Origin of the sequence: Xanthomonas sp. LMG 12462 (assembly GCF_009192885.1) — a bacterium.
GTDB classification, from domain to species: Bacteria; Pseudomonadota; Gammaproteobacteria; order Xanthomonadales; family Xanthomonadaceae; genus Xanthomonas_A; species Xanthomonas_A sontii.
The window spans coordinates 1-18,081 of sequence record NZ_NMPP01000037.1 but is presented as its reverse complement, the minus strand read 5'-3'; the positions used below and the strand labels follow the sequence as shown (position 1 = coordinate 18,081).

Sequence of the window (18,081 nt, the reverse complement as noted above, 5' to 3'; positions counted from 1 at the left end):
CGAATCCCCAATCCCGAATCCCGAATCCCGGCCCCTCAGAGCGCCCAGTCCAGCCGCAACCCTGCCACCAAGGCATTGGGCAGGTCGCGGGTACGCGCCGGCTCGTTGAACTGGTCCGGGTGCACGATGTAGTGCAGGTTCGGGGCGATGCGCAGCTGCGGGGTCACCTGGATGCCGTAGCTCAGTTCCATCATGGTCTGGGAGCGGTGCGGGGTACCGCTGCCGCCGGCCGCGGCGCGGGCCAGGCGCAGGTCTTCCAGGGCGTCGTCGCTGTAGTGCTGCTGGGTGACGACGAAGGCGATGTTGTCCTGCGGGCGGCTGGCGAAGGTGCCGCGCTGGACCAGGCCCAGTTCCAGGAAATGATCTTCGATCAACTGTCCGGAGGTGCCCTTGAGCACCGAGCCGAACAGCACCAGCCCGCGATTGCTGTCCGGATCGGGGCGGGTGACCTGCTGTTCGAAGCGGAAGAACGCGCCGGAGCGGCCGCTGCGGGTGGCGTAGTCCAGCCCGCTCAGCCGCGCCGGGTTGCCGTTGCGGTCGTTGAGCGGATCGCGGTAGTCCGAATTGTCCTGCCAGCCGCCGAGCTCGTACATCGCCGGCAGGCGCGCGCCGCTGGCCTGGGTGCTGTAGCCGATCGCATACGGCACGATCACCCCGGTGCTGTCGTTGGTGCTCCAGTTCAGGCCGTGCTGGCCGCGTTCGGCCTGGATCGGGTTGACCTCGTAGGCGCCGACGTGGACGTAGACGTTCGGGGTCACCCAGGCCTTGGCATGCGCGGCCCAGCTGGACACCGGCCAGTAGGTGAAGTTGCTGGTGCGGAACACGAAGGTCGGGTTGCCGCAGGCCGAGTTGCCCTGGAAGTAGCCGCACAGCTCCGAGCCCAGGAAGTGGATGTTGGCCACGCTGCGGCCGGCCTCCAGTTCCAGGCGGTCGTTGAACAGCTTCTGGTCGATGGTGAAGTTGGCCAGGCGGGTGCCCTGGCCGCCGTAGATTTCCTGCACCGAGGTGCTGTTGCCGATGTTGCCGTTGGCCAGGTTGGTGCCGTGGCGATTGATGCCGTAGACCTTCAGCGTGGCGCCGTTCCAGCCCATCAGCCGTTGCAGGTCCACGTCGGTGCCGAACATCAGCTGCCCGGCGTATGCGCTGCCCTCATGCTTGCCGCCGTCCAGCGACACGGCGCCTTCGCCGGTGTAGGCGAGCTTGAGCTTGAAGGCGTCGCTGGCGTCCTGGGCATGGGCCAGCGGTGCGGCGAGCGCCAGCGCCAGGGTGGCCAGGGGCAGGGACGAGACGAGGGGACGGGACATGGCGGAACTCCTCAGCAGGGAAAGGCCGGCGCGCCGCCAGCGGCGACGGGGGGAGGGGCATCGCATGGCGACGCGCCGGCGCATGGACGGGATCAGGCGAGAACCGGCTTCTTCAGCACCCGCAGCGCCACCGCGGTGACCACGGTGCCGGCGAGCAGCGCCACCAGGTACATGCCCAGGTGGCTGACCGCGTTGGGGATCGGCAGCACGAACACACCGCCGTGCGGCACCTTCAGTTCGGCGCCGGCGGCCATCGAGATGGCGCCGGCCAGCGCCGAGCCGAGCATCAGCGCGGGGATGGTGCGCAGCGGATCGCGTGCGGCGTACGGGATCGCGCCCTCGGTGACGAAGGCCAGGCCGAGCACGCCGGTGGCGGCGCTGCTGCCGCGCTCGTCCTGGGTGAAGCGGCTGCGGAACACCCAGGTGGCCAGGGCGATGCCCAGCGGCGGGGTCATGCCGGCGACCATCGCCGCGGCCATCGGCGTGTACACCTGGCTGGCGATCAGGCCGGTGGAGAAGGCATAGGCGGCCTTGTTGACCGGTCCGCCCATGTCGAAGGCCATCATCGCGCCCAGCAGCAGGCCCAGCAGCACCGCGCTGCTGCCCTGCATGCCGCGCAGCCATTCGGTGAGCCAGGCCAGCAGCTCGGCCACCGGCTGGCCGACCACGTAGAGCATGGCCAGGCCGACCAGCAGGGTGCCCAGCACCGGCAGGATCAGCACCGGCTTCAGGCCCTCGAGCGTGCGCGGCAGCTTGATCGCCCGGTTCAGCGCGGCCACGCCATAGCCGGCGATGAAGCCGGCGAGGATGCCGCCGATGAAGCCGGCGCCGAGGTTGGCCGCGACCATGCCGCCGATCATGCCCGGGGCGATGCCGGGGCGGTCGGCGATGGAGTAGGCGATGTAGCCGGCCAGGGCGGGCACCATCAGGGTGAAGCCGGCCTTGGCGCCGATCTGGAACAGCGACCAGGCCAGGGTGCCCTTGTGCGCGTCGTCGAAGGCGTAGATGCCGCCGAGCGCGAACGCCAGCGCGATCAGCAGGCCGCCGGCGGTGACGAAGGGCAGCATGAACGACACGCCGGTCATCAGGTGCTTGTACGGGCCGGCGGAGCGGCCGCCCTGGGCCTTGGCCGGGGCGCTGCCGCCGGTGCCGGCGGCGTGCACGCTGGCCTCGGCCAGGGCCTTGCGGATCAGTGCCGGGCCATCGTTGATCGCCGGCTTGGTGCCGCTCTTGAACAGGCGCTTGCCGCCGAAGCGGCCCAGATCGACCTCGCGGTCGGCGGCGATCAGCACCAGGTCGGCGGCGGCGATCTCCTCGTCGCTGAGCGCGTCCTGCGCGCCGACCGAGCCCTGGGTTTCCACCCGGATCTGGTGGCCCAGCAGCTTGGCCGCCTGCTGCAGGCCTTCGGCGGCCATGAAGGTGTGGGCGATGCCGGTGGGACAGGAGGTGATGGCGACGATGCGCTTGCCGGCGCCCTCGGTATTGTCGGCCGGGGCCGGCACGGCGGCGGCGTCGGACGTCGCGGCGGCCAGCAGCGGCGCCAGCACCGCGCCGGCGTCGGCCAGCACCGCGTCCAGCGCGCTGCGCTGCACGCGGCGACCGGCGAAGCGGGCGGCATCGACGTCGCCGTCGCCGACCAGCAGCAGCGGCGCGGCGGCGGATGCGGCGGCCAGGTCCAGCGGTGCGATCACGCCCTGCGGCGTACGCACCTCGGCCTGCAGGACGGCGCCCCGCAGCGTGGCGGCATGCCGCAGCGCCTCGGCGGCGAGGACGGCTTCGGTACTGCGATCGCCGGCGGCGATCACCACGAGGATCGGATTCATGCGGGCTCCCGATGAGCGCAAGAGGGCGCGGCGCACAGCAGCGACGCGACGGAAGTCATGCCAGGGTCTCCACGCGGACCGCGGCGGCCAGCTCGGCCAGGTGCTCGCGCGGCAGCCGGCGGGCGACGCCGCTGCCCAGCGTGGCCACGGCGAAGGCGGTGGCCTGGCGCGCGCAGGTCGCCAGGTCGGCGTCGGCGCGCAATGCCGCGACCAGGCCGGCGACCATGGCATCGCCGGCGCCGACGCTGCTGCCGCCGGTCACCTGTGGCGGCTGCGCCAGCAGCGCCTGCTCGCCGCGCACGAACAGCGCGCCGTCGCTGCCCAGCGACACCGCCACCAGGCCGATGCCGCGCGCCAGCAAGGCGCGTGCGGCGCCGAGCAGCTCGGCGGTGCTCGCCAGCGGCGCGCCGGCCCACTCCTCCAGTTCGTGGCGGTTGGGCTTGATCGCGAACGGCAGTTGTGCGCGCGGCGCGTCCAGGGCGGCGTGCAGCGGCGCACCGCTGGTGTCCAGCAGCACCCGCGCACCGGCCGCGGCGGCCTGCGCCTGCAGATGCCGCCAGGTGTCCTCGGCCAGGCCGGCCGGCAGGCTGCCGCAGAGCACCACCGGCAGGTCGGGGCGCAGCAGTTCGGCCAGGCGCGCGCCGACGCTGTCGAGCTGCGCCTGGTCCAGGGCCAGGCCGGGCAGGTTGATGTCGGTGGTGGCGCCGCTGTCGTCGGCGACCAGCTTGAGGTTGGTGCGGGTGTCGCCGGGCACGCGCAGGCAGCGGTCGTCGATGCCGCGTTCGGCGAACAGCGCCTCGAACGCCTGCGCGTTGTCCGCGCCGAGCACGCCGAGCGCGGCGCAGCGCAGGCCGGCATCGGCCAGGCAGGCGGCGACGTTGATGCCCTTGCCGCCGGCGATGGCGTGGGCGCTGCGCGCACGGTGCACCTGGCCGGGCTGCAGCCGGTCGATCGCCACGGTCAGGTCGATCGCCGGGTTCAGAGTGACGGTGACGGCATCGACGCTCATGCGTCGGCTCCGCCGTCGAGCGCGCGCACGTCCGCCGCGCTCTCGCACTCCAGCGCGCGCTGCGCCAGCGCCTGCAGCGCGTCCAGGCGGCTGCCGCGCAGGCGCGCCTTCACCGCGGGGATGTCGTTGGGGGTCATCGACAGTTCGTGCACGCCCAGCCCGGCCAGCAGCGCCGCGCCGAACGCATCGCCGGCCAGGCCGCCGCACACGCCGACCCAGCGGCCGTGGCGCGCGGCGCCCTCGACGGTGGTGCGGATCAGGCGCAGCACCGCCGGATGCAGGCTGTCGGCCTCGGCGGCCAGGTCCGGGTTCTGGCGGTCGATGGCCAGGGTGTACTGGGTCAGGTCGTTGGTGCCGATCGAGAAGAAGTCCGCGTGTTTCGCCAGCGCATCGGCCTGGATCGCCGCGGCCGGCACTTCGATCATGATGCCCAGCGGCACCTCCGGCGCCTGCAGTTCCGCGCGCAGGCGCTCGCATTCGGCGCGCAGCGTCAGCAGTTCCGCCGCCGAGGTGATCATCGGGAACATGATCGCCAGGCGCGCGCCGTCCTTGGCCGCGCGGTACAGCGCGCGCAGCTGCGGTTGCAGCAGGTCGGCGCGGCGCAGTAGCAGGCGCGCGCCGCGCACGCCCAGGAACGGGTTGTCCTCGCGCGGCAGGTTCAGGTGCGCGACCTGCTTGTCGCCGCCGATGTCCAGGGCGCGCACGATCAGCGCGCGGCCGTCCAGCGCCTGCGCCATCGCCGTGTAGGTGGCGTACTGCTCGTCCTCGCTGGGGGTGCTGCCGCGCTCCAGGAACAGGAATTCGGTGCGCATCAGGCCCACGCTCTCGGCGCCCTGCGCCAGTGCCGCGGCGACCTGCTCGGGCAGGTTGACGTTGGCGCCGATCTCCAGGCGATGGCCGTCCTCGGTCTGTGCCGGCTGGTTGCGCTGCTCGGCCTCGCGCGCGCGCAGTTGCTGCTGTTCCTCGATGTAGGCGCGGGCCGAGGCCAGGTCGGCCTCCGACGGCGCCAGGTACAGGCGGCCGCTGCTGCCGTCGACGATGACGGTGGCGCCGTCCTCCAGGTCCAGCAGGTCGGCGCCGCCGGCGACCAGCGCCGGCAGGCCGAGGGTGCGCGAAAGGATCGCGGTGTGCGAGGTCGGTCCGCCCACGACGGTGGCCAGGCCGAGCACGCGGCCGGTGTCGAGGTTGGCGGTATCCGACGGCGACAGGTCGTGGGCGAGCAGGACGCACGGGGCGGCCGGCAGCTGCGCCAGGCTGCCGCCGGCCAGGCTCGGATCCAGGTGCGCCAGCACCCGGCGGCCGACGTCGCGCAGGTCGCTGGCGCGTCCGGCCAGCACCGCATTGCCCAGCGCCGAAAGCTTGTTGGCCAGGCGCTCCACCGACTGCTGCCAGGACCAGGCGACGCCGTGGCCCTCGACCATCAGTTGGCAGGCCAGGGTGATCAGGTCGGTGTCGTTGAGCAGTTCGGCCTGGGCGCGGAAGATCGCCGCATCGCCGGCGCCGAGGCGGCGCCGGGTGTCCTCTTCGATGGCCTGCAGTTGCGTGCGGGTGCGCTGCAGGGCGTCGTGCAGCAGGGCGCCGCCGTCGCTCAGCGGCACGGGCGTGTCCGCCACCGCGACGTCGTGGCCGGCCAGCTTGTGCACCACGCCGATCGCCAAGCCGGGGCTGGCGCCGATGCCGACGATGGCCGGCTGCGCCTGCGGCGGGGTCCAGCCGGCGACCGGCGCGGCGCGACGTTGCGCCGCGGCGTCGGCATCGGCCTGCTCCTGCGCGGTCAGGCCGTCGATCACGCTGCGCAGCCGTGCCAGCGCCGCGGCGGCGTCCTGGCCTTCGGCCGAAATGGTCACGGTGTCGCCGGCGTGCAGGCCCAGTTGCAGCAGCGACACCAGATTCTTGGCGTCGCCGACCTGGTCGCCGGCGCGCACCTGGATGCGGGCCGCGAAGCCGCGCGCGGTTTCCACCCAGCGCGTGGCCGGGCGCGCGTGCAGCCCGGTGGGGTAGCGCACGGTCCAGTCGAAGCGCTCGGCCAGGTCGCTGGCCGGGGCGGCGGGCGCGGGGGCGGCCGCATCCTCGCTCAGGGCGGCGACGATCGCCTGCGGGTCGTCGCTGGCGAACAGCGCCTCCAGCTTGGGCGGATCCTGGATCAGCCGGGTCAGGCGCCGCAGCACGGCGATGTGGGTGTCGGACTGGGCGGCGATGGCGACCACCAGGTGCGTGGTCTGGCCCGGGTTCCACTCCACGCCGTCGCGCAGCTGCAGCACCGCGATGCCGTCGCGGCGTACCAGGTGGCGGTCCTCGCCGGTGCAGTGCGGGATCGCCACGCCATGCCCCAGGAAGGTGTTGGCCAGCGCTTCGCGGCGCAGCATGCTGGCCTCGTAGGCCGGCGGCACGCAGCCGGCGGCGACCAGCAACCGCGCCGCCTGGGCGATCGCGTCGGCCTTGTCGCGGGCCTGGACATCGACCCGGACCAAGTCGCTGGAAACCAGGGGAGAGGCGGGCGTCTGGGACACGCGGAATCCTTGAGGGTGGGCGGCAAGTGGGCGCAGTGTGGGAACGTTCCCAGTCGATCGTCAATGTGCGGTGCACAATTCTTTCGGAAAAGCCTGGTGCTACTATCTGGTGGCGCCACACGACAGGGGGTCGACATGGAAAAGAAGCGGGAACGTTGCCAGTGAGCGTCAGCATCCACGACGTGGCGCGCGTCGCCGGCGTCTCGACCTCGACGGTGTCGCGCGCACTGGGCCACGGCCCGGTCAGCGAGGAGGTGCGGGCGCGGGTGGAAGCGGCGGTGCGCGAGACCGGCTACCGCCCCAACCTGATGGCACGGCGGCTACGCTCGCAGCACTCCGGGGTGGTGGGGCTGATCGTCGCCGACATCCGCAATCCTTTCTTCACCGCGGCCATTCGCGCAGTCGAGGACGTGGCCTACCGCGCCGGCATGCGCGTGATCCTGTGCAATACCGACGAGGATCCGCAGCGCGAGGCGCTGTATCTGCAACTGATGCAGGAAGAGCGGGTCAGCGGGCTGATCTTCGCCCCCACCCGCACCACCCAGAGCCAACTGGGCAAGTTGAGCTTCGATCATCCGGTGGTGCTGCTGGACCGCGCCGGCAAGAGTGGTACGCACGACAGCGTGGTGCTGGACAACGCCGCGGCGATGGCGGCGCTGGTCGATCATCTGGTTGCCCAGGGCGTGCGCCGCATCGGCGGCCTGTTCGGCAAGACCAGCAGCACCGCCGCCGAGCGTCGCGACGGCTATCTGGAGGCGATGCGCGGGCACGGGCTGACGCCGGATTACCGCGAGGTGGCACCGAGCGCGGAGGCGGCGATCGCCGAGGTCCAGGCCTGGCTGGCGCAGACGCCGCGACCGGACGCGCTGGTGGCCAGCAACAGCCTGCTGCTGATGGGCGCGCTGAAGGCCGCGCGCGGCGCCGGCCTGCGCATTCCGCAGGATCTGGCGCTGGCCGGCTTCGACAACGAAAGCTGGACCGACCTGGTCGAACCCGGCATCACCGTGATCGAACAGCCGGTGGAAGAGATGGGCCGCACCGCGATGTCGCTGCTGCTGGAGCGGATGAACGCGCCGACGCAGCCGACCCGCAAGGTGGTGCTCAGTGGCCGCTGCATCGTGCGCGGCTCGAGCTTGCGCTGACCCTCGACGTTCGGTGCGGTTGGGCAGGGGTGCCGCTGCGGCGACCGTGGTGTGCCGCAGCGGGATTCTTGGCGTCCTTACTCGCTGCCGTCCGGCCGCGGATAGTCGTGTTCGGGATCGGCGTGGTCGCGCTTGGCGTCGCTATCGGGTTGGTCGCGATCCTTCCACTGCGCGTCGTCGTTGTGGATCTTGTCCGGCGTGTGGCTGCGTTGCTGGGAATCGTGGGCGTTGTCGCGGTTGGCGGGCGGGGACATGACGAACCTCCTGGATCAGGCGGGGGTGGGCGCCGGATCCGGATGGCGGTCGTGCTGCTCGGAGCCGTCGAGGCGTGCCCAGCAGGCGACGACCAGGGTTTCGGCATCGCTCCAGGCGATGCGCGGCCAGGGGTGTTCGGCGTCGTAGCGCTGACGCAGGCGCTGCAATCGCACGTCGTTGGATTCGCGCGGCAACTGCAGGAACACATCGCAGGCCATCTTGATCAGGCGCGCATGTTCGCTGAACGACTGCGACCCCAGTTTGCCCGCCGCGTGCAGCGCCTTCCAATGCGCCAATTCGGCTTCGACGTCCACGAGCAGGCTCGGAGCGTGACTCACGCGAGTTCTCCTTGAGTGAGAGGAAAGAGGGAGGCGGAGGGTGCCCCCCTGGCAGCCACCGCTCCATCACCCTAGGCCGCGGTGCGTAAAGGTGAGGTGGTGCTCATGTGGTGTGCATGACAAGACGCGCGCTCACACGGCCACAAAGCGTGATGTTGGACGCCGCCTTTCACACACGGCGTTGTGAAGGCGGCCCGCGATGCGTGTGAAGGCGCGACACGCAAGCGCAGCCCCGGCGTTCCGCGGATCGACTTGGTCCGCGCCGCTCGAGCGGCTTACCATGGACAGCGTCCGCGTCCGCGGGCACCCCGTTTCCCCCTCACGCGCCGACGGCCGCCGCCGCTGGTGCCCGCAAAGGACTGGCATGCCCGTTGCTTCCGTGCTCGATTCCGCGCCGCCGCGCATCGCCGTGATCGGTCTCGGTTATGTGGGCCTGCCGCTGGCGGTGGCGTTCGGCGCCCGCCACGACACGCTCGGCTACGACATCGATGCGCAGCGCGTGGCGCAACTGCGCGACGGGCACGACCAGACCCTGGAACTGGAGGCCGAGGAACTGCGCGCCGGCGTGCACCTGCGCTACAGCGACGACGCGGCGGCGCTGCGTGACCGCAACGTGTACATCGTGACCGTGCCGACCCCGATCGACGCGCACGAGCAGCCCGACCTGCAGCCGCTGCGCCAGGCCAGCGAGTTGCTGGCCGGCGTGCTCAAGCGCGGCGACCTGGTGATCTACGAGTCCACCGTCTACCCGGGCACCACCGAGGAAGTCTGCGTGCCGCTGCTGGAGCAGGGCTCGGGATTGCGCTGCGACGTCGACTTCCATTGCGGCTACAGCCCGGAGCGGGTCAATCCCGGCGACCGCCAGCGGCGCCTGGCCGACATCCGCAAGATCACCTCCGGCTCGAACCCGGCCGCCGCCGATGCGGTGGACGCGCTGTACGCCGGCATCATCGCCGCCGGCACCTGGCGCGCGCCGTCGATCCGCGTGGCCGAGGCGGCCAAGGTGGTCGAGAACATCCAGCGCGACGTCAACATCGCCCTGGTCAACGAACTCGCCCTCATCTTCGACCGCCTCGGCATCGATACCCAGGACGTGCTGGACGCGGCCGGCACCAAGTGGAACTTCCTGCCGTTCCGGCCCGGCCTGGTCGGCGGCCACTGCATCGGCGTGGATCCGTACTACCTGCTGCACAAGTCCGAGAGCGTGGGCTACCACCCGGACCTGATCCACACCGCGCGCCAGGTCAACAACCGGGTCGGCGCGCACGTCGCTGCGCGGGTGCAGGCGCTGCTGGCCGGCAAGGGCGTGGCGATGGCCGATGCGTCCGTGCTGGTGCTCGGCGTCACCTTCAAGGAGAACTGCCCGGACCTGCGCAACAGCCGCGCGCTGGAGCTGGTGCAGGCGCTGGCCGCGGCCGGCGCCCGCGTCGATGCCTGCGATCCCTGGGCCGACCCGCAGGCGGCGCAGGCGCATGGCGTGGACCTGCTGCCCGAGCCGGTGCCCGGCCGCTATGACGCGGTGGTGCTGGCGGTGGCGCACGCGGCCTACCGCGACCTGGACGCGGCGCAGATCCGTGCCCTCGGCACACCCGATCTGGTGGTCTACGACGTCAAGTCGGTGTGGCCGCGCGCGGCGGTGGACGACCGGCTGTAGCGCAGTTCTCGGGCGCGCGTACCGTCTGGTGTCACCGGTGCATTGGCATGCGCTGGCTGTACCTGCGCCAAGCGGCTCCGACGGCGGTTGCAACGCCATGGCCGCGACACCCTCTACACTCGCCGGCTTACGACGCCTGCGAGGACCGCAATGCACCGCTACCTAGCCTATATCGCCAGCTGCGTGCTGCTGGCGCTGTCCATCGCCCTGTGCGCGATCTGGCCGCTGTGGGGCTGGGGCGTGGCGGCCTTCGCGGTGCTGGCGGTGCTGGGCACCGTGGACCTGCTGCAGACCCGCAGCACCCTGCGCCGCAACTACCCGATCCTGGCGCATTTCCGCTACGGCCTGGAATCGGTCGGCCCGGAGATGCGTCAGTACTTCCTGCAGAGCGACATCGAGGAGGCGCCGTTCTCGCGGCAGCAGCGCGCCCTGGTCTACCAGCGCGCCAAGAACGTGATGGACGTGGTGCCGTTCGGCACCCAGCGCAGCACCTACGCGCCGGACTACGAATGGATCAACCATTCGCTGGCCACCAGCGAGATCGCCGACCACGACTTCCGCGTCACCATCGGCGCCGGCTGCGCGCAGCCGTACGCGGCCAGCGTGTTCAACATCTCGGCGATGAGCTTCGGCGCGCTGTCGGCCAACGCCATCCGCGCGCTCAACGCCGGCGCGCGCCAGGGCGGCTTCTACCACGACACCGGCGAGGGCTCGATCTCGCCCTACCACCGCGAGTGCGGCGGCGACCTGGTGTGGGAGATCGGCTCGGGCTACTTCGGCTGCCGCGACGAGGAGGGGCGCTTCGACCCGCAGCGCTTCGTCGCCAACGCCACGCTGGAGCAGGTCAAGATGATCGAGATCAAGCTCTCGCAGGGCGCCAAGCCGGGCCACGGCGGCGTGCTGCCGGCGGCCAAGGTCAGTGCCGAGATCGCCGCCACCCGCGGCGTCGCCATGGGCCAGGACTGCGTGTCGCCGTCGCGGCATTCGGCGTTCTCCACGCCGCTGGAGCTGCTGCAGTTCGTGGCGCGGCTGCGCGAACTGTCCGGCGGCAAGCCCACCGGTTTCAAGCTGGCCATCGGCCACCCCTGGGAGTGGTTCGCCATCGCCAAGGCGATGCAGGAAAGCGGCCTGTACCCGGATTTCATCGTCGTCGACGGCGCCGAGGGCGGCACCGGCGCGGCGCCGGCGGAGTTCATCGACCACGTCGGCGTGCCGATGCACGAGGCCCTGCTGCTGGTGCACAACACCCTGGTCGGGCTGGATATCCGCGAGCGCATCAAGCTCGGCGCCGCCGGCAAGATCACCAGCGCCTTCGACATCGCGCGCACCCTGGCGCTGGGCGCGGACTGGTGCAATGCCGGGCGCGGCTTCATGTTCGCGCTGGGCTGCATCCAGTCGCTGAGCTGCCACAGCGACCGCTGCCCGACCGGCATCGCCACCCAGGACCGTCGCCGCTGGCAGCACCTGGACCCCACCGACAAGGCCACCCGGGTCGCGCACTACCACGCCAACACGCTCAAGGCGCTGCGCGAACTGCTCAGTGCCGCCGGGCTGACGCATCCGTCGCAACTGGGGCCGGAGCACATCCTGCGCCGCATCTCGCAGGTGGAGATCCGCTCGCTGGCCTCGCTGTACCGCTACCTGGAGCCGGGCGAACTGCTGCGCACCGTGCCCGACCATGCGGTCTTCCACGATTACTGGGGCGACGCGCGCAGCGATTCGTTCCAGCCGCCGGAACGCATCCGCCGCCTGCGCGACAGCAAGTCGCAATGAGCGAGGCGCCGTCGGCGCGGTTGCGGCCGGCGCCTGCTGCAGGCGCTGGAGCAGCGCCTGGCGCCGTGTCCGCGCATCCATCTCGCCGCGGCGCTGAATGCGGTGGCGTTCTACCTTGCGCAGGGCGATGCCGTGGTAAGCGAGGGAAGCTACCCGCATCCCAGCGGGATCGCCCTCGATTGCGTGTTCATGGAGAAGCGCGCCGCGCTGGCGGTGCGGTTAGGTAGGCATCCCACAACCGGTGCGTTGTGACGGCGAAGGGGCGGGGCGTTCGCTTTTTTGCATCGCCGCATCGGTCACGCATGCTCGCCATCGCTGCCGCCGCCCGTTATCGTGCCGGTTCCTTCTCAGCGTGCCGCGCATGAATCAGCCCTCGGTCCCCGACGTCGTTCCCGCGCCGCTGCCCGTCGACGAAGCCGAGCGCCTGCGCGCGCTGGCCGAGCTGGGGATGCTGGACACTGCACCGGAACCGGCGTTCGACGACCTGATCTGGCTGACCAGCCAGTTGTGCGAGGTGCCGATCGCGCTGATTTCGCTGATCGACGAGCGCCGGCAATGGCTCAAGGCCAGTTGCGGCCTGCCTGCCGGCACCACCGGGTATCCGCGCGAGATGGCGTTCTGCACCTATGCCTTGCTGGAGCCGCAGTTGCTGGAGGTGCCGGACGCCACGCTGGATCCGCGTTTCGCCGGCAACCCGCTGGTGTGCGGCGCGCCACACCTGCGTTTCTACGCCGGCATGCCGCTGATCGGCGACCAGGGCTACAGCTACGGCACTCTGTGCGTGATCGACATCCGTCCGCGGCAGTTGGACGCACGCCAGCGCGAAGGTCTGCAGCGCCTGGCCAGGCAGGTCACCGCGCATCTGGAGGCGCGCCGCGACGCGCGCATCGCCCACGACCAGGCCAAGACGCTGAGCCTGCTGCTGGAAACCATGCCCGACGGCGTGGTGTCGTGCCAGGCCGACGGCACACTGGGCGAGTTCAACCAGGTGGCGCGGCAGTGGCACGGCGCCGATCCGCGCGCCTTGCCGCCCGAGCAGTGGGCGAAGTACTTCGACCTGTTCGACGCTAGCGGCCAGCGGCTGCTGACCAGTGACGAGGTGCCGCTGGTCCGTGCCTGGCGCGGCGAATCGGTGCGCGATGCGGAGATCGTGATCGCCGCCAAGGGGCAGGCGCCGCGCAGCGTGCTGTGCAATGCGGAACGGCTGGACGGCGGCGATGGGCGCAGCCTGGGCGCGGTGTGCGTGATGCGCGACGTCAGCGTCGAACGCGCGGCGTCGCATGCGGCGCTGCTGGCCGGGCAGCGTTTCTCCGGCGCGTTCTCGGCGGCCGCGCACGGCATGGCGCTGGTGTCGCTGGAAGGGCACTGGCTGGACGTCAACGACGCCTTGTGCGCGATGCTCGGCTACAGCCGCGAGGAACTGCTGGAGTTGCGTTTCCAGGATCTGACCCATCCCGAAGATCTGGCCGAGGACATGGAACAGGTGGCCGCGTTGATCGCCGGCCGCCGCAGCGACTACCGCAGCGAAAAGCGCTACCGCCATCGCGACGGCCACACCGTGCGTGCGCGCCTGTCGGTATCGCTGGTGCGGGACGAACAGCAGCGTCCGCTGCACTTCGTCACCCATATCCAGGACATCACCGAGCAGCATCTGGCCGAACACCGCCTGCGCGACAGCGAAGCGCAGCTGCGCACCATCGCCGACAACGCGCCGGCGCTGATCGCCTACCTCGACCACGACCTGTGCTACCAGTTCGTCAACCGGCCGTATGCGGCATGGTTCGGGCTGGCGCCGGAGCGCATCATCGGCCGCCGCCTGCACGAGGTGCTGGACCCGCAGCAACTGGCCTTGCTGCAACCCCACCTGCCGGCGGCGCTGCAGGGCGTGCCGGCGCAGTTCGACGCCGAGCTGTGCGATGCCACCGATGCGTTGCGGATCATGCATTTCAGCCTGATTCCAGACGTGGCCTTGGCGCCGCAGCGGATCGGCCTGCATCTGATGATCAGCGACATCACCGGGCAGACCCGGTTGGCGCGGCTGCTGGAAGAGCGCGCGCTGCGCGACGAACTGACCGGGCTGCCGAACCGCATGGCCTGGAACCAGACCCTGCGGCGGCGCATGAACGAGCGCCGTGGCCAAGGCCAGGTGGCGGTGATGTTCCTGGATCTGAACGACTTCAAGAGCGTCAACGACCGTTTCGGCCACCACGTCGGCGATGCGCTGCTGGTGCACTTCGCGCGGCTGCTGCAGCGTTGCCTGCGCGGGCAGGACAGCATCGCGCGGTTGGGCGGCGACGAGTTCGTGGTGCTGCTGGAAGGCCTGGCCGACGCCAGACGCGAAGTGCTGGCGGCCGCGGCGCGGATCATGGAGGCGTGCGCGGACGGCTGCGAGGTCAGTGGTCGGCACCTGCCGTTGCAGCCGAGCATCGGCATCGCCGTGCAGGCCGGGCCCGGTTTCGATCCGGTGCTGCTCACCCAGCGCGCCGACGAGGCCATGTACGTGGCCAAGCGCGATCCGCAGGCGCGGGTGCAGATCGCGGTGCTCTGAGCGCCGCGTGCCGCGTGCGCCGGAGGTCAGTGCGCGGCTTGACGCTGCAGCCAAGCCACCGCGCCACGCCCGGCGCGCACGCCGCTGGCGAAGCACGCGGTGAGCAGGTAGCCGCCGGTCGGCGCTTCCCAGTCGAGCATTTCGCCGGCGCAGAAGGTGCCGGGCAGCGCCCGCAGCATCAACTGCGCATCCAGCGCTTCCAGGCGCACTCCGCCGGCGCTGCTGATCGCCTCGGCCAGTGGGCGCGGGCGCAGCAGGGTCAGCGGCAGGCGCTTGAGCGTGGCCGCAGCCAGCGCCGGATCCTGGCCGGCCTGCTTGCCGAGGATCTCGAACAGCAGCGCCGCCTTGACCCCGTCGATGCCGGCCTGGCGGCGCAGGTGTTCGCCGAAGCTGCGGCCGCCGCGCGGCTTGCCCAGTTCGGCCTGCAGCCGCGGCAGGTCGCGGCCCGGTGCCAGGTCCAGCCACAGCGTGGCCGGGCCGTGTGCGGCGATGGAATCGCGCAGATCCGCGGCCAGCGCATAGATCAGGCTGCCTTCGATGCCGTGCTCGCCAACCACGCACTCGCCCTGCAGCGACTGTGCCTGGCCCTGCGCATCGTGCCAATGCGCGACCACCGGCTTCAGCGGGGCTCCCGCGTGGCGTTCGCGGAAATAGGCGCTCCAGTCCACGTCGAAGCCGCAGTTGGCCGGCTGCAGCGGCGCGACCTCCACACCGCGCGTGCGCAGCGTGTCCTGCCAGGTGCCGTCGGAACCGAGTTGCGGCCAGCTGCCGCCACCGAGCGCCAGCACGCAGGCATCGGCCTGCACGCGCTGCTCGCCGTCGGCACCGGCGAAACGCAGCGCGCCGTCCGCGTCCCAGCCCAGCCAGCGCTGCTGCACGTGGAAGCGCACGCCTGCGTCCTTCAGCCGCCGCACCCAGCCGCGCAGCAGCGGTGCGGCCTTGCGATCCAGCGGGAACACCCGGCCGGAGCTGCCCACATAGGTCTCCACGCCCTGCGCCTGCGCCCAGGCGCGCAGCGCGTCGGCATCGAAGTCGGCCAGCCACTCGCCGACCGCCGTCGCGCGCTCGCGATAGCGCGCGACGAAGCGCTCGAACGGATCGGAGTGGGTCAGGTTGAGGCCGCCCTTGCCGGCGATCAGGAACTTGCGTCCCACCGAGCCCTTGGCCTCGTACAGGTCGACCTCGGCGCCGGCGGCGCGCGCGGTCTCGGCGGCGATCAGCCCGGCCGGACCGCCGCCGACGATGGCGAGACGGCCGCGCACCGGCGCGGCATGCTTGCTGGCGAGCATCGGCGCAGTCGGCTCAACGCGGCTGGACATCGAGCAGTTCGACCTCGAACACCAGCGAGGCGCCCGGCGGGATCACCCCGCCGGCGCCGCTGGCGCCGTAGCCGTAGTCCGACGGCAGCATCAGCAGGCGCTTGCCGCCCACGCGCATGCCGGCCACGCCCTCGTCCCAGCCGCGGATCACCTGGCCGGCGCCGAGCACGAAGCTGAAGGGCTGGCCGTGGTCGGCCGAGGCGTCGAACTTCTCGCCGCGCTTGTTCTTGGCGTGCTCGTCGTACAGCCAGCCGGTGTAGTGCACGGTGACCCGGCTGCCGGGGCGGGCCTCGGCGCCGTCGCCGACGCGCTCGTCGGTGGCCTGGAACGCGGCGATGCTGCCGCCGGGCGGCGGACCCGGCGGGGTGCAGCCAATCAGCAGCCACGCCGGCAACGACAGGTTCAACAGCAGCAGGATTCGGCGCATGCGGGACGTCCACGGCGGGCAGGGCGTGCAAGGGTAGCGCATCGCCGCAGCGGCTATCATGCGGCGCATGGCCAAACTGCTGCTCAATCTGCGTCACGTGCCCGACGACGAACGCGCCGAGGTCTGCGCGCTGCTCGACGCCGCCGGCATCGGCTACTACGAAACCCGCGCCGGCACCTTCGGCATCTCCGCCGGTGGCATCTGGTTGCGCGAGGACGCCGAGCAGGCGCGGGCCAAGACGCTGCTGGCCGAGTACCAGGCCCAGCGCGGCGAACGCGCCCGCGCCGAGCGCGCCGCGGCGCTGCGCGACGGCAGCGCGGAGACCTTCGCCAGCCTGCTGCGGCAGCGCCCGCTGTTTGTGCTGGCGACGCTGCTGGGCATGCTGCTGGTCGCCTCGCTGGTGCTGCTGCCGTTCCTGTTGCTGCGCGGCTAGCGGCGCGCGCTGCAACACGCGTCGCCGAGGTGCCGGTGTGCGGTGGGGCGGCCGTTTCCTGCAGCGGGCATGCGTCGCAGGCTCTAAAATGCACCGATGATCGCCAACACCGCCGCTTACCACTTCGTCGCCATCGCCGACCCCGACGCGCTCGCCGCGCAATTGCACGTCTGGGCGCAGAACGGCGAGCTGCGCGGCACGGTGCTGGTGGCGGGCGAGGGCATCAACCTGTTCCTGGCGGGCGCGCCGGCGGCGATCGACGGCTTCTACGCGCAGCTGCGCGCCGACCCGCGCTTCGCCGATCTGCGCGTCAAGACCAGCCCCAGTGCGCAGCAGCCGTTCGCGCGGCTGAAGGTCAAGGTCAAGCCGGAAATCATCAGCTTCCGCCGCGACGCCGCCTCGCCGCTGGAGGCGGCGCGCGCGCCGGCGGTGGCGCCGGCCACCCTGCAGCGCTGGCTGCGCCAGGGCCACGACGACGCCGGCCGGCGCGTGGTGCTGCTGGACACGCGCAATGCGCAGGAAGTGGTCTACGGCACTTTCGCGGGCGCGCTGACCCTGCCGATCGTCAAGTTCACCGACCTGCCGGAAGCGCTGGCCCCGCATCGCGCGGCGCTGGCCGACGCCACCGTGGTCAGCTTCTGCACCGGTGGCATCCGCTGCGAGAAGGCCGCGCTGTGGATGCGCGCCGACGGCATGGACAACGTGCTGCAACTGGACGGCGGCATCCTCGGCTACTTCGAGGAAGTGGGGGGCGAAGGCTACGACGGCCGCTGCTTCGTCTTCGACGAGCGCGTGGCGCTGGATCCGCAGTTGCGGCCGATGGTGGGCGGCTGATTGCCGCGGGATTTGGGAGTCGGGATTGGGGATTCGTTGAAGCCGCTGCTGCTTCGCCTGACGGGCCGCGTTCATTAGCTGGCAGCAACCCGCCTTTGCCAATCCCGACTCCCGACTCCCCAATCCCCAATCCCCACGCCCTCAGGCGTACTGCATCTTGCGCGTCATCCCGCCATCGACCACGAATTCCTGGCCGGTGATGAAGCCGGCCTGCGCCGACAACAGATAGACCGCCAGCGCGCCGATGTCCGGCGGCTCACCGACCCGTCCGGCCGGGTGCTGCGCATGATCCTGGCGCGACAGTTTGGGCGTGCGCCGCGCATTCGGCTTGCGCCAGGCGTCGGTGGCGATCCAGCCGGGGCTGATGCAGTTGACCCGCACCGCCGGCCCGGCGCTGATCGCCAGCGCATGGGTGAAGGCCACCAGTCCGCCTTTGGACGCGGCGTACGCCTCGGTGTCCGGTTCGGACTGCTGCGCGCGGGTGGAGGCGATGTTGACGATGGCGCCGCCGCTGCGGCTGTCGCGCAACGCCGGCAGGGCATGTTTGCTGCACAGGAACGCACCGCCCAGGCTCGCCCCGAGCCGCCGGTTCCATTCGCGCAGCGACAATTGCGCCAGCGGGCCGGTATGCGGATCGGCGATCCCGGCGTTGTTGACCAGCCCGTCGATGCGGCCGAACCGGGCCAGCGCGGCATCGACGAAGCGGCGCACG

Annotated in this window: 15 protein-coding genes; 6 read left to right on the top strand and 9 right to left on the bottom strand. The window is 71.5% G+C overall.

Going from position 1 to position 18,081, the window contains the following annotated elements:
- Positions 1-35: 35 nt before the first annotated feature.
- The 4 genes from CEK69_RS10195 to ptsP all read right to left on the bottom strand — a co-directional run bounded on the left by CEK69_RS10195 (position 36) and on the right by ptsP (position 6,646).
- The gene (locus CEK69_RS10195; protein WP_150408945.1) at positions 36-1,304 is read right to left on the bottom strand and encodes a carbohydrate porin; all 1,269 of its coding nucleotides are present in this window, start codon (positions 1,302-1,304) and stop codon (positions 36-38) included.
- Between the two features lie 92 nt (positions 1,305-1,396).
- Positions 1,397-3,127 (bottom strand): fructose-specific PTS transporter subunit EIIC, encoded by a 1,731-nt coding sequence (locus CEK69_RS10190; RefSeq protein WP_152245399.1) that lies wholly within the window; start codon positions 3,125-3,127, stop codon positions 1,397-1,399.
- Between the two features lie 55 nt (positions 3,128-3,182).
- Positions 3,183-4,136 carry a 1-phosphofructokinase gene (gene pfkB, locus CEK69_RS10185; RefSeq protein ID WP_152245397.1) on the bottom strand — a complete coding sequence of 318 codons (954 nt, stop codon included), beginning with the start codon at positions 4,134-4,136 and terminating at the stop codon, positions 3,183-3,185.
- On the bottom strand, positions 4,133-6,646 hold the full coding sequence (gene ptsP / locus CEK69_RS10180; RefSeq protein WP_152245395.1) for a phosphoenolpyruvate--protein phosphotransferase: 2,514 nt from the start codon (positions 6,644-6,646) through the stop codon (positions 4,133-4,135). Before ptsP ends, pfkB begins: the two co-directional genes overlap by 4 nt.
- 161 nt (positions 6,647-6,807) lie before the next feature.
- On the opposite strand from ptsP, the gene CEK69_RS10175 reads away from it, so the two are divergent.
- Positions 6,808-7,788: a LacI family DNA-binding transcriptional regulator gene (locus tag CEK69_RS10175; protein WP_152245393.1), complete on the top strand. Its 981-nt coding sequence runs from the start codon at positions 6,808-6,810 to the stop codon at positions 7,786-7,788.
- A 77-nt stretch (positions 7,789-7,865) separates the two neighbouring features.
- On the opposite strand, the gene CEK69_RS21045 is transcribed toward CEK69_RS10175, so the two are convergent.
- Positions 7,866-8,042, bottom strand: coding sequence for a hypothetical protein (locus CEK69_RS21045; RefSeq protein WP_193313952.1), 177 nt, complete (start codon positions 8,040-8,042; stop codon positions 7,866-7,868).
- A 15-nt stretch (positions 8,043-8,057) separates the two neighbouring features.
- Positions 8,058-8,381, bottom strand: coding sequence for a hypothetical protein (locus CEK69_RS10170; RefSeq protein WP_017911090.1), 324 nt, complete (start codon positions 8,379-8,381; stop codon positions 8,058-8,060).
- 364 nt (positions 8,382-8,745) lie between these two features.
- On the opposite strand from CEK69_RS10170, the gene CEK69_RS10165 reads away from it, so the two are divergent.
- The 3 genes from CEK69_RS10165 (at position 8,746) to CEK69_RS10150 (ending at position 14,356) form a co-directional block, all read left to right on the top strand.
- Complete coding sequence (locus CEK69_RS10165) at positions 8,746-10,035, top strand: nucleotide sugar dehydrogenase (protein ID WP_152245391.1); 1,290 nt, start codon at positions 8,746-8,748, stop codon at positions 10,033-10,035.
- A 150-nt stretch (positions 10,036-10,185) separates the two neighbouring features.
- Positions 10,186-11,808 carry an FMN-binding glutamate synthase family protein gene (locus CEK69_RS10160; RefSeq protein WP_152181115.1) on the top strand — a complete coding sequence of 541 codons (1,623 nt, stop codon included), beginning with the start codon at positions 10,186-10,188 and terminating at the stop codon, positions 11,806-11,808.
- 361 nt (positions 11,809-12,169) lie between these two features.
- On the top strand, positions 12,170-14,356 hold the full coding sequence (locus CEK69_RS10150; RefSeq protein WP_152245389.1) for a diguanylate cyclase: 2,187 nt from the start codon (positions 12,170-12,172) through the stop codon (positions 14,354-14,356).
- Between the two features lie 26 nt (positions 14,357-14,382).
- On the opposite strand, the gene CEK69_RS10145 is transcribed toward CEK69_RS10150, so the two are convergent.
- Positions 14,383-15,645 (bottom strand): TIGR03862 family flavoprotein, encoded by a 1,263-nt coding sequence (locus CEK69_RS10145; protein WP_152245401.1) that lies wholly within the window; start codon positions 15,643-15,645, stop codon positions 14,383-14,385.
- A 13-nt stretch (positions 15,646-15,658) separates the two neighbouring features.
- Positions 15,659-16,102: an FKBP-type peptidyl-prolyl cis-trans isomerase gene (locus CEK69_RS10140; RefSeq protein ID WP_152245387.1), complete on the bottom strand. Its 444-nt coding sequence runs from the start codon at positions 16,100-16,102 to the stop codon at positions 15,659-15,661.
- A 67-nt stretch (positions 16,103-16,169) separates the two neighbouring features.
- On the opposite strand from CEK69_RS10140, the gene CEK69_RS10135 reads away from it, so the two are divergent.
- Entirely contained in the window at positions 16,170-16,535 is a 366-nt protein-coding gene (locus tag CEK69_RS10135) for a DUF6164 family protein (protein ID WP_017912613.1), read from the top strand.
- Between the two features lie 96 nt (positions 16,536-16,631).
- Positions 16,632-17,369, top strand: coding sequence for a sulfurtransferase (locus CEK69_RS10130; protein ID WP_152245385.1), 738 nt, complete (start codon positions 16,632-16,634; stop codon positions 17,367-17,369).
- Positions 17,370-17,510: 141 nt separating this feature from the next.
- Here CEK69_RS10130 and CEK69_RS10125 read toward each other — a convergent pair.
- On the bottom strand, positions 17,511-18,081 hold a 571-nt coding region (locus CEK69_RS10125; protein WP_152245383.1), incomplete at its 5' end, for an SDR family oxidoreductase.

Coding starts and splice junctions, on each gene's coding strand:
- pfkB (WP_152245397.1), bottom strand. CDS start 4,136: ATGAGCGTCGATGCCGTCACCGTCACTCTGAACCCGGCGATCGACCTG.
- CEK69_RS21045 (WP_193313952.1), bottom strand. CDS start 8,042: ATGTCCCCGCCCGCCAACCGCGACAACGCCCACGATTCCCAGCAACGC.
- CEK69_RS10190 (WP_152245399.1), bottom strand. CDS start 3,127: ATGAATCCGATCCTCGTGGTGATCGCCGCCGGCGATCGCAGTACCGAA.
- CEK69_RS10145 (WP_152245401.1), bottom strand. CDS start 15,645: ATGCTCGCCAGCAAGCATGCCGCGCCGGTGCGCGGCCGTCTCGCCATC.
- CEK69_RS10150 (WP_152245389.1), top strand. CDS start 12,170: ATGAATCAGCCCTCGGTCCCCGACGTCGTTCCCGCGCCGCTGCCCGTC.
- CEK69_RS10165 (WP_152245391.1), top strand. CDS start 8,746: ATGCCCGTTGCTTCCGTGCTCGATTCCGCGCCGCCGCGCATCGCCGTG.
- CEK69_RS10160 (WP_152181115.1), top strand. CDS start 10,186: ATGCACCGCTACCTAGCCTATATCGCCAGCTGCGTGCTGCTGGCGCTG.
- CEK69_RS10130 (WP_152245385.1), top strand. CDS start 16,632: ATGATCGCCAACACCGCCGCTTACCACTTCGTCGCCATCGCCGACCCC.
- CEK69_RS10140 (WP_152245387.1), bottom strand. CDS start 16,102: ATGCGCCGAATCCTGCTGCTGTTGAACCTGTCGTTGCCGGCGTGGCTG.
- CEK69_RS10135 (WP_017912613.1), top strand. CDS start 16,170: ATGGCCAAACTGCTGCTCAATCTGCGTCACGTGCCCGACGACGAACGC.
- CEK69_RS10195 (WP_150408945.1), bottom strand. CDS start 1,304: ATGTCCCGTCCCCTCGTCTCGTCCCTGCCCCTGGCCACCCTGGCGCTG.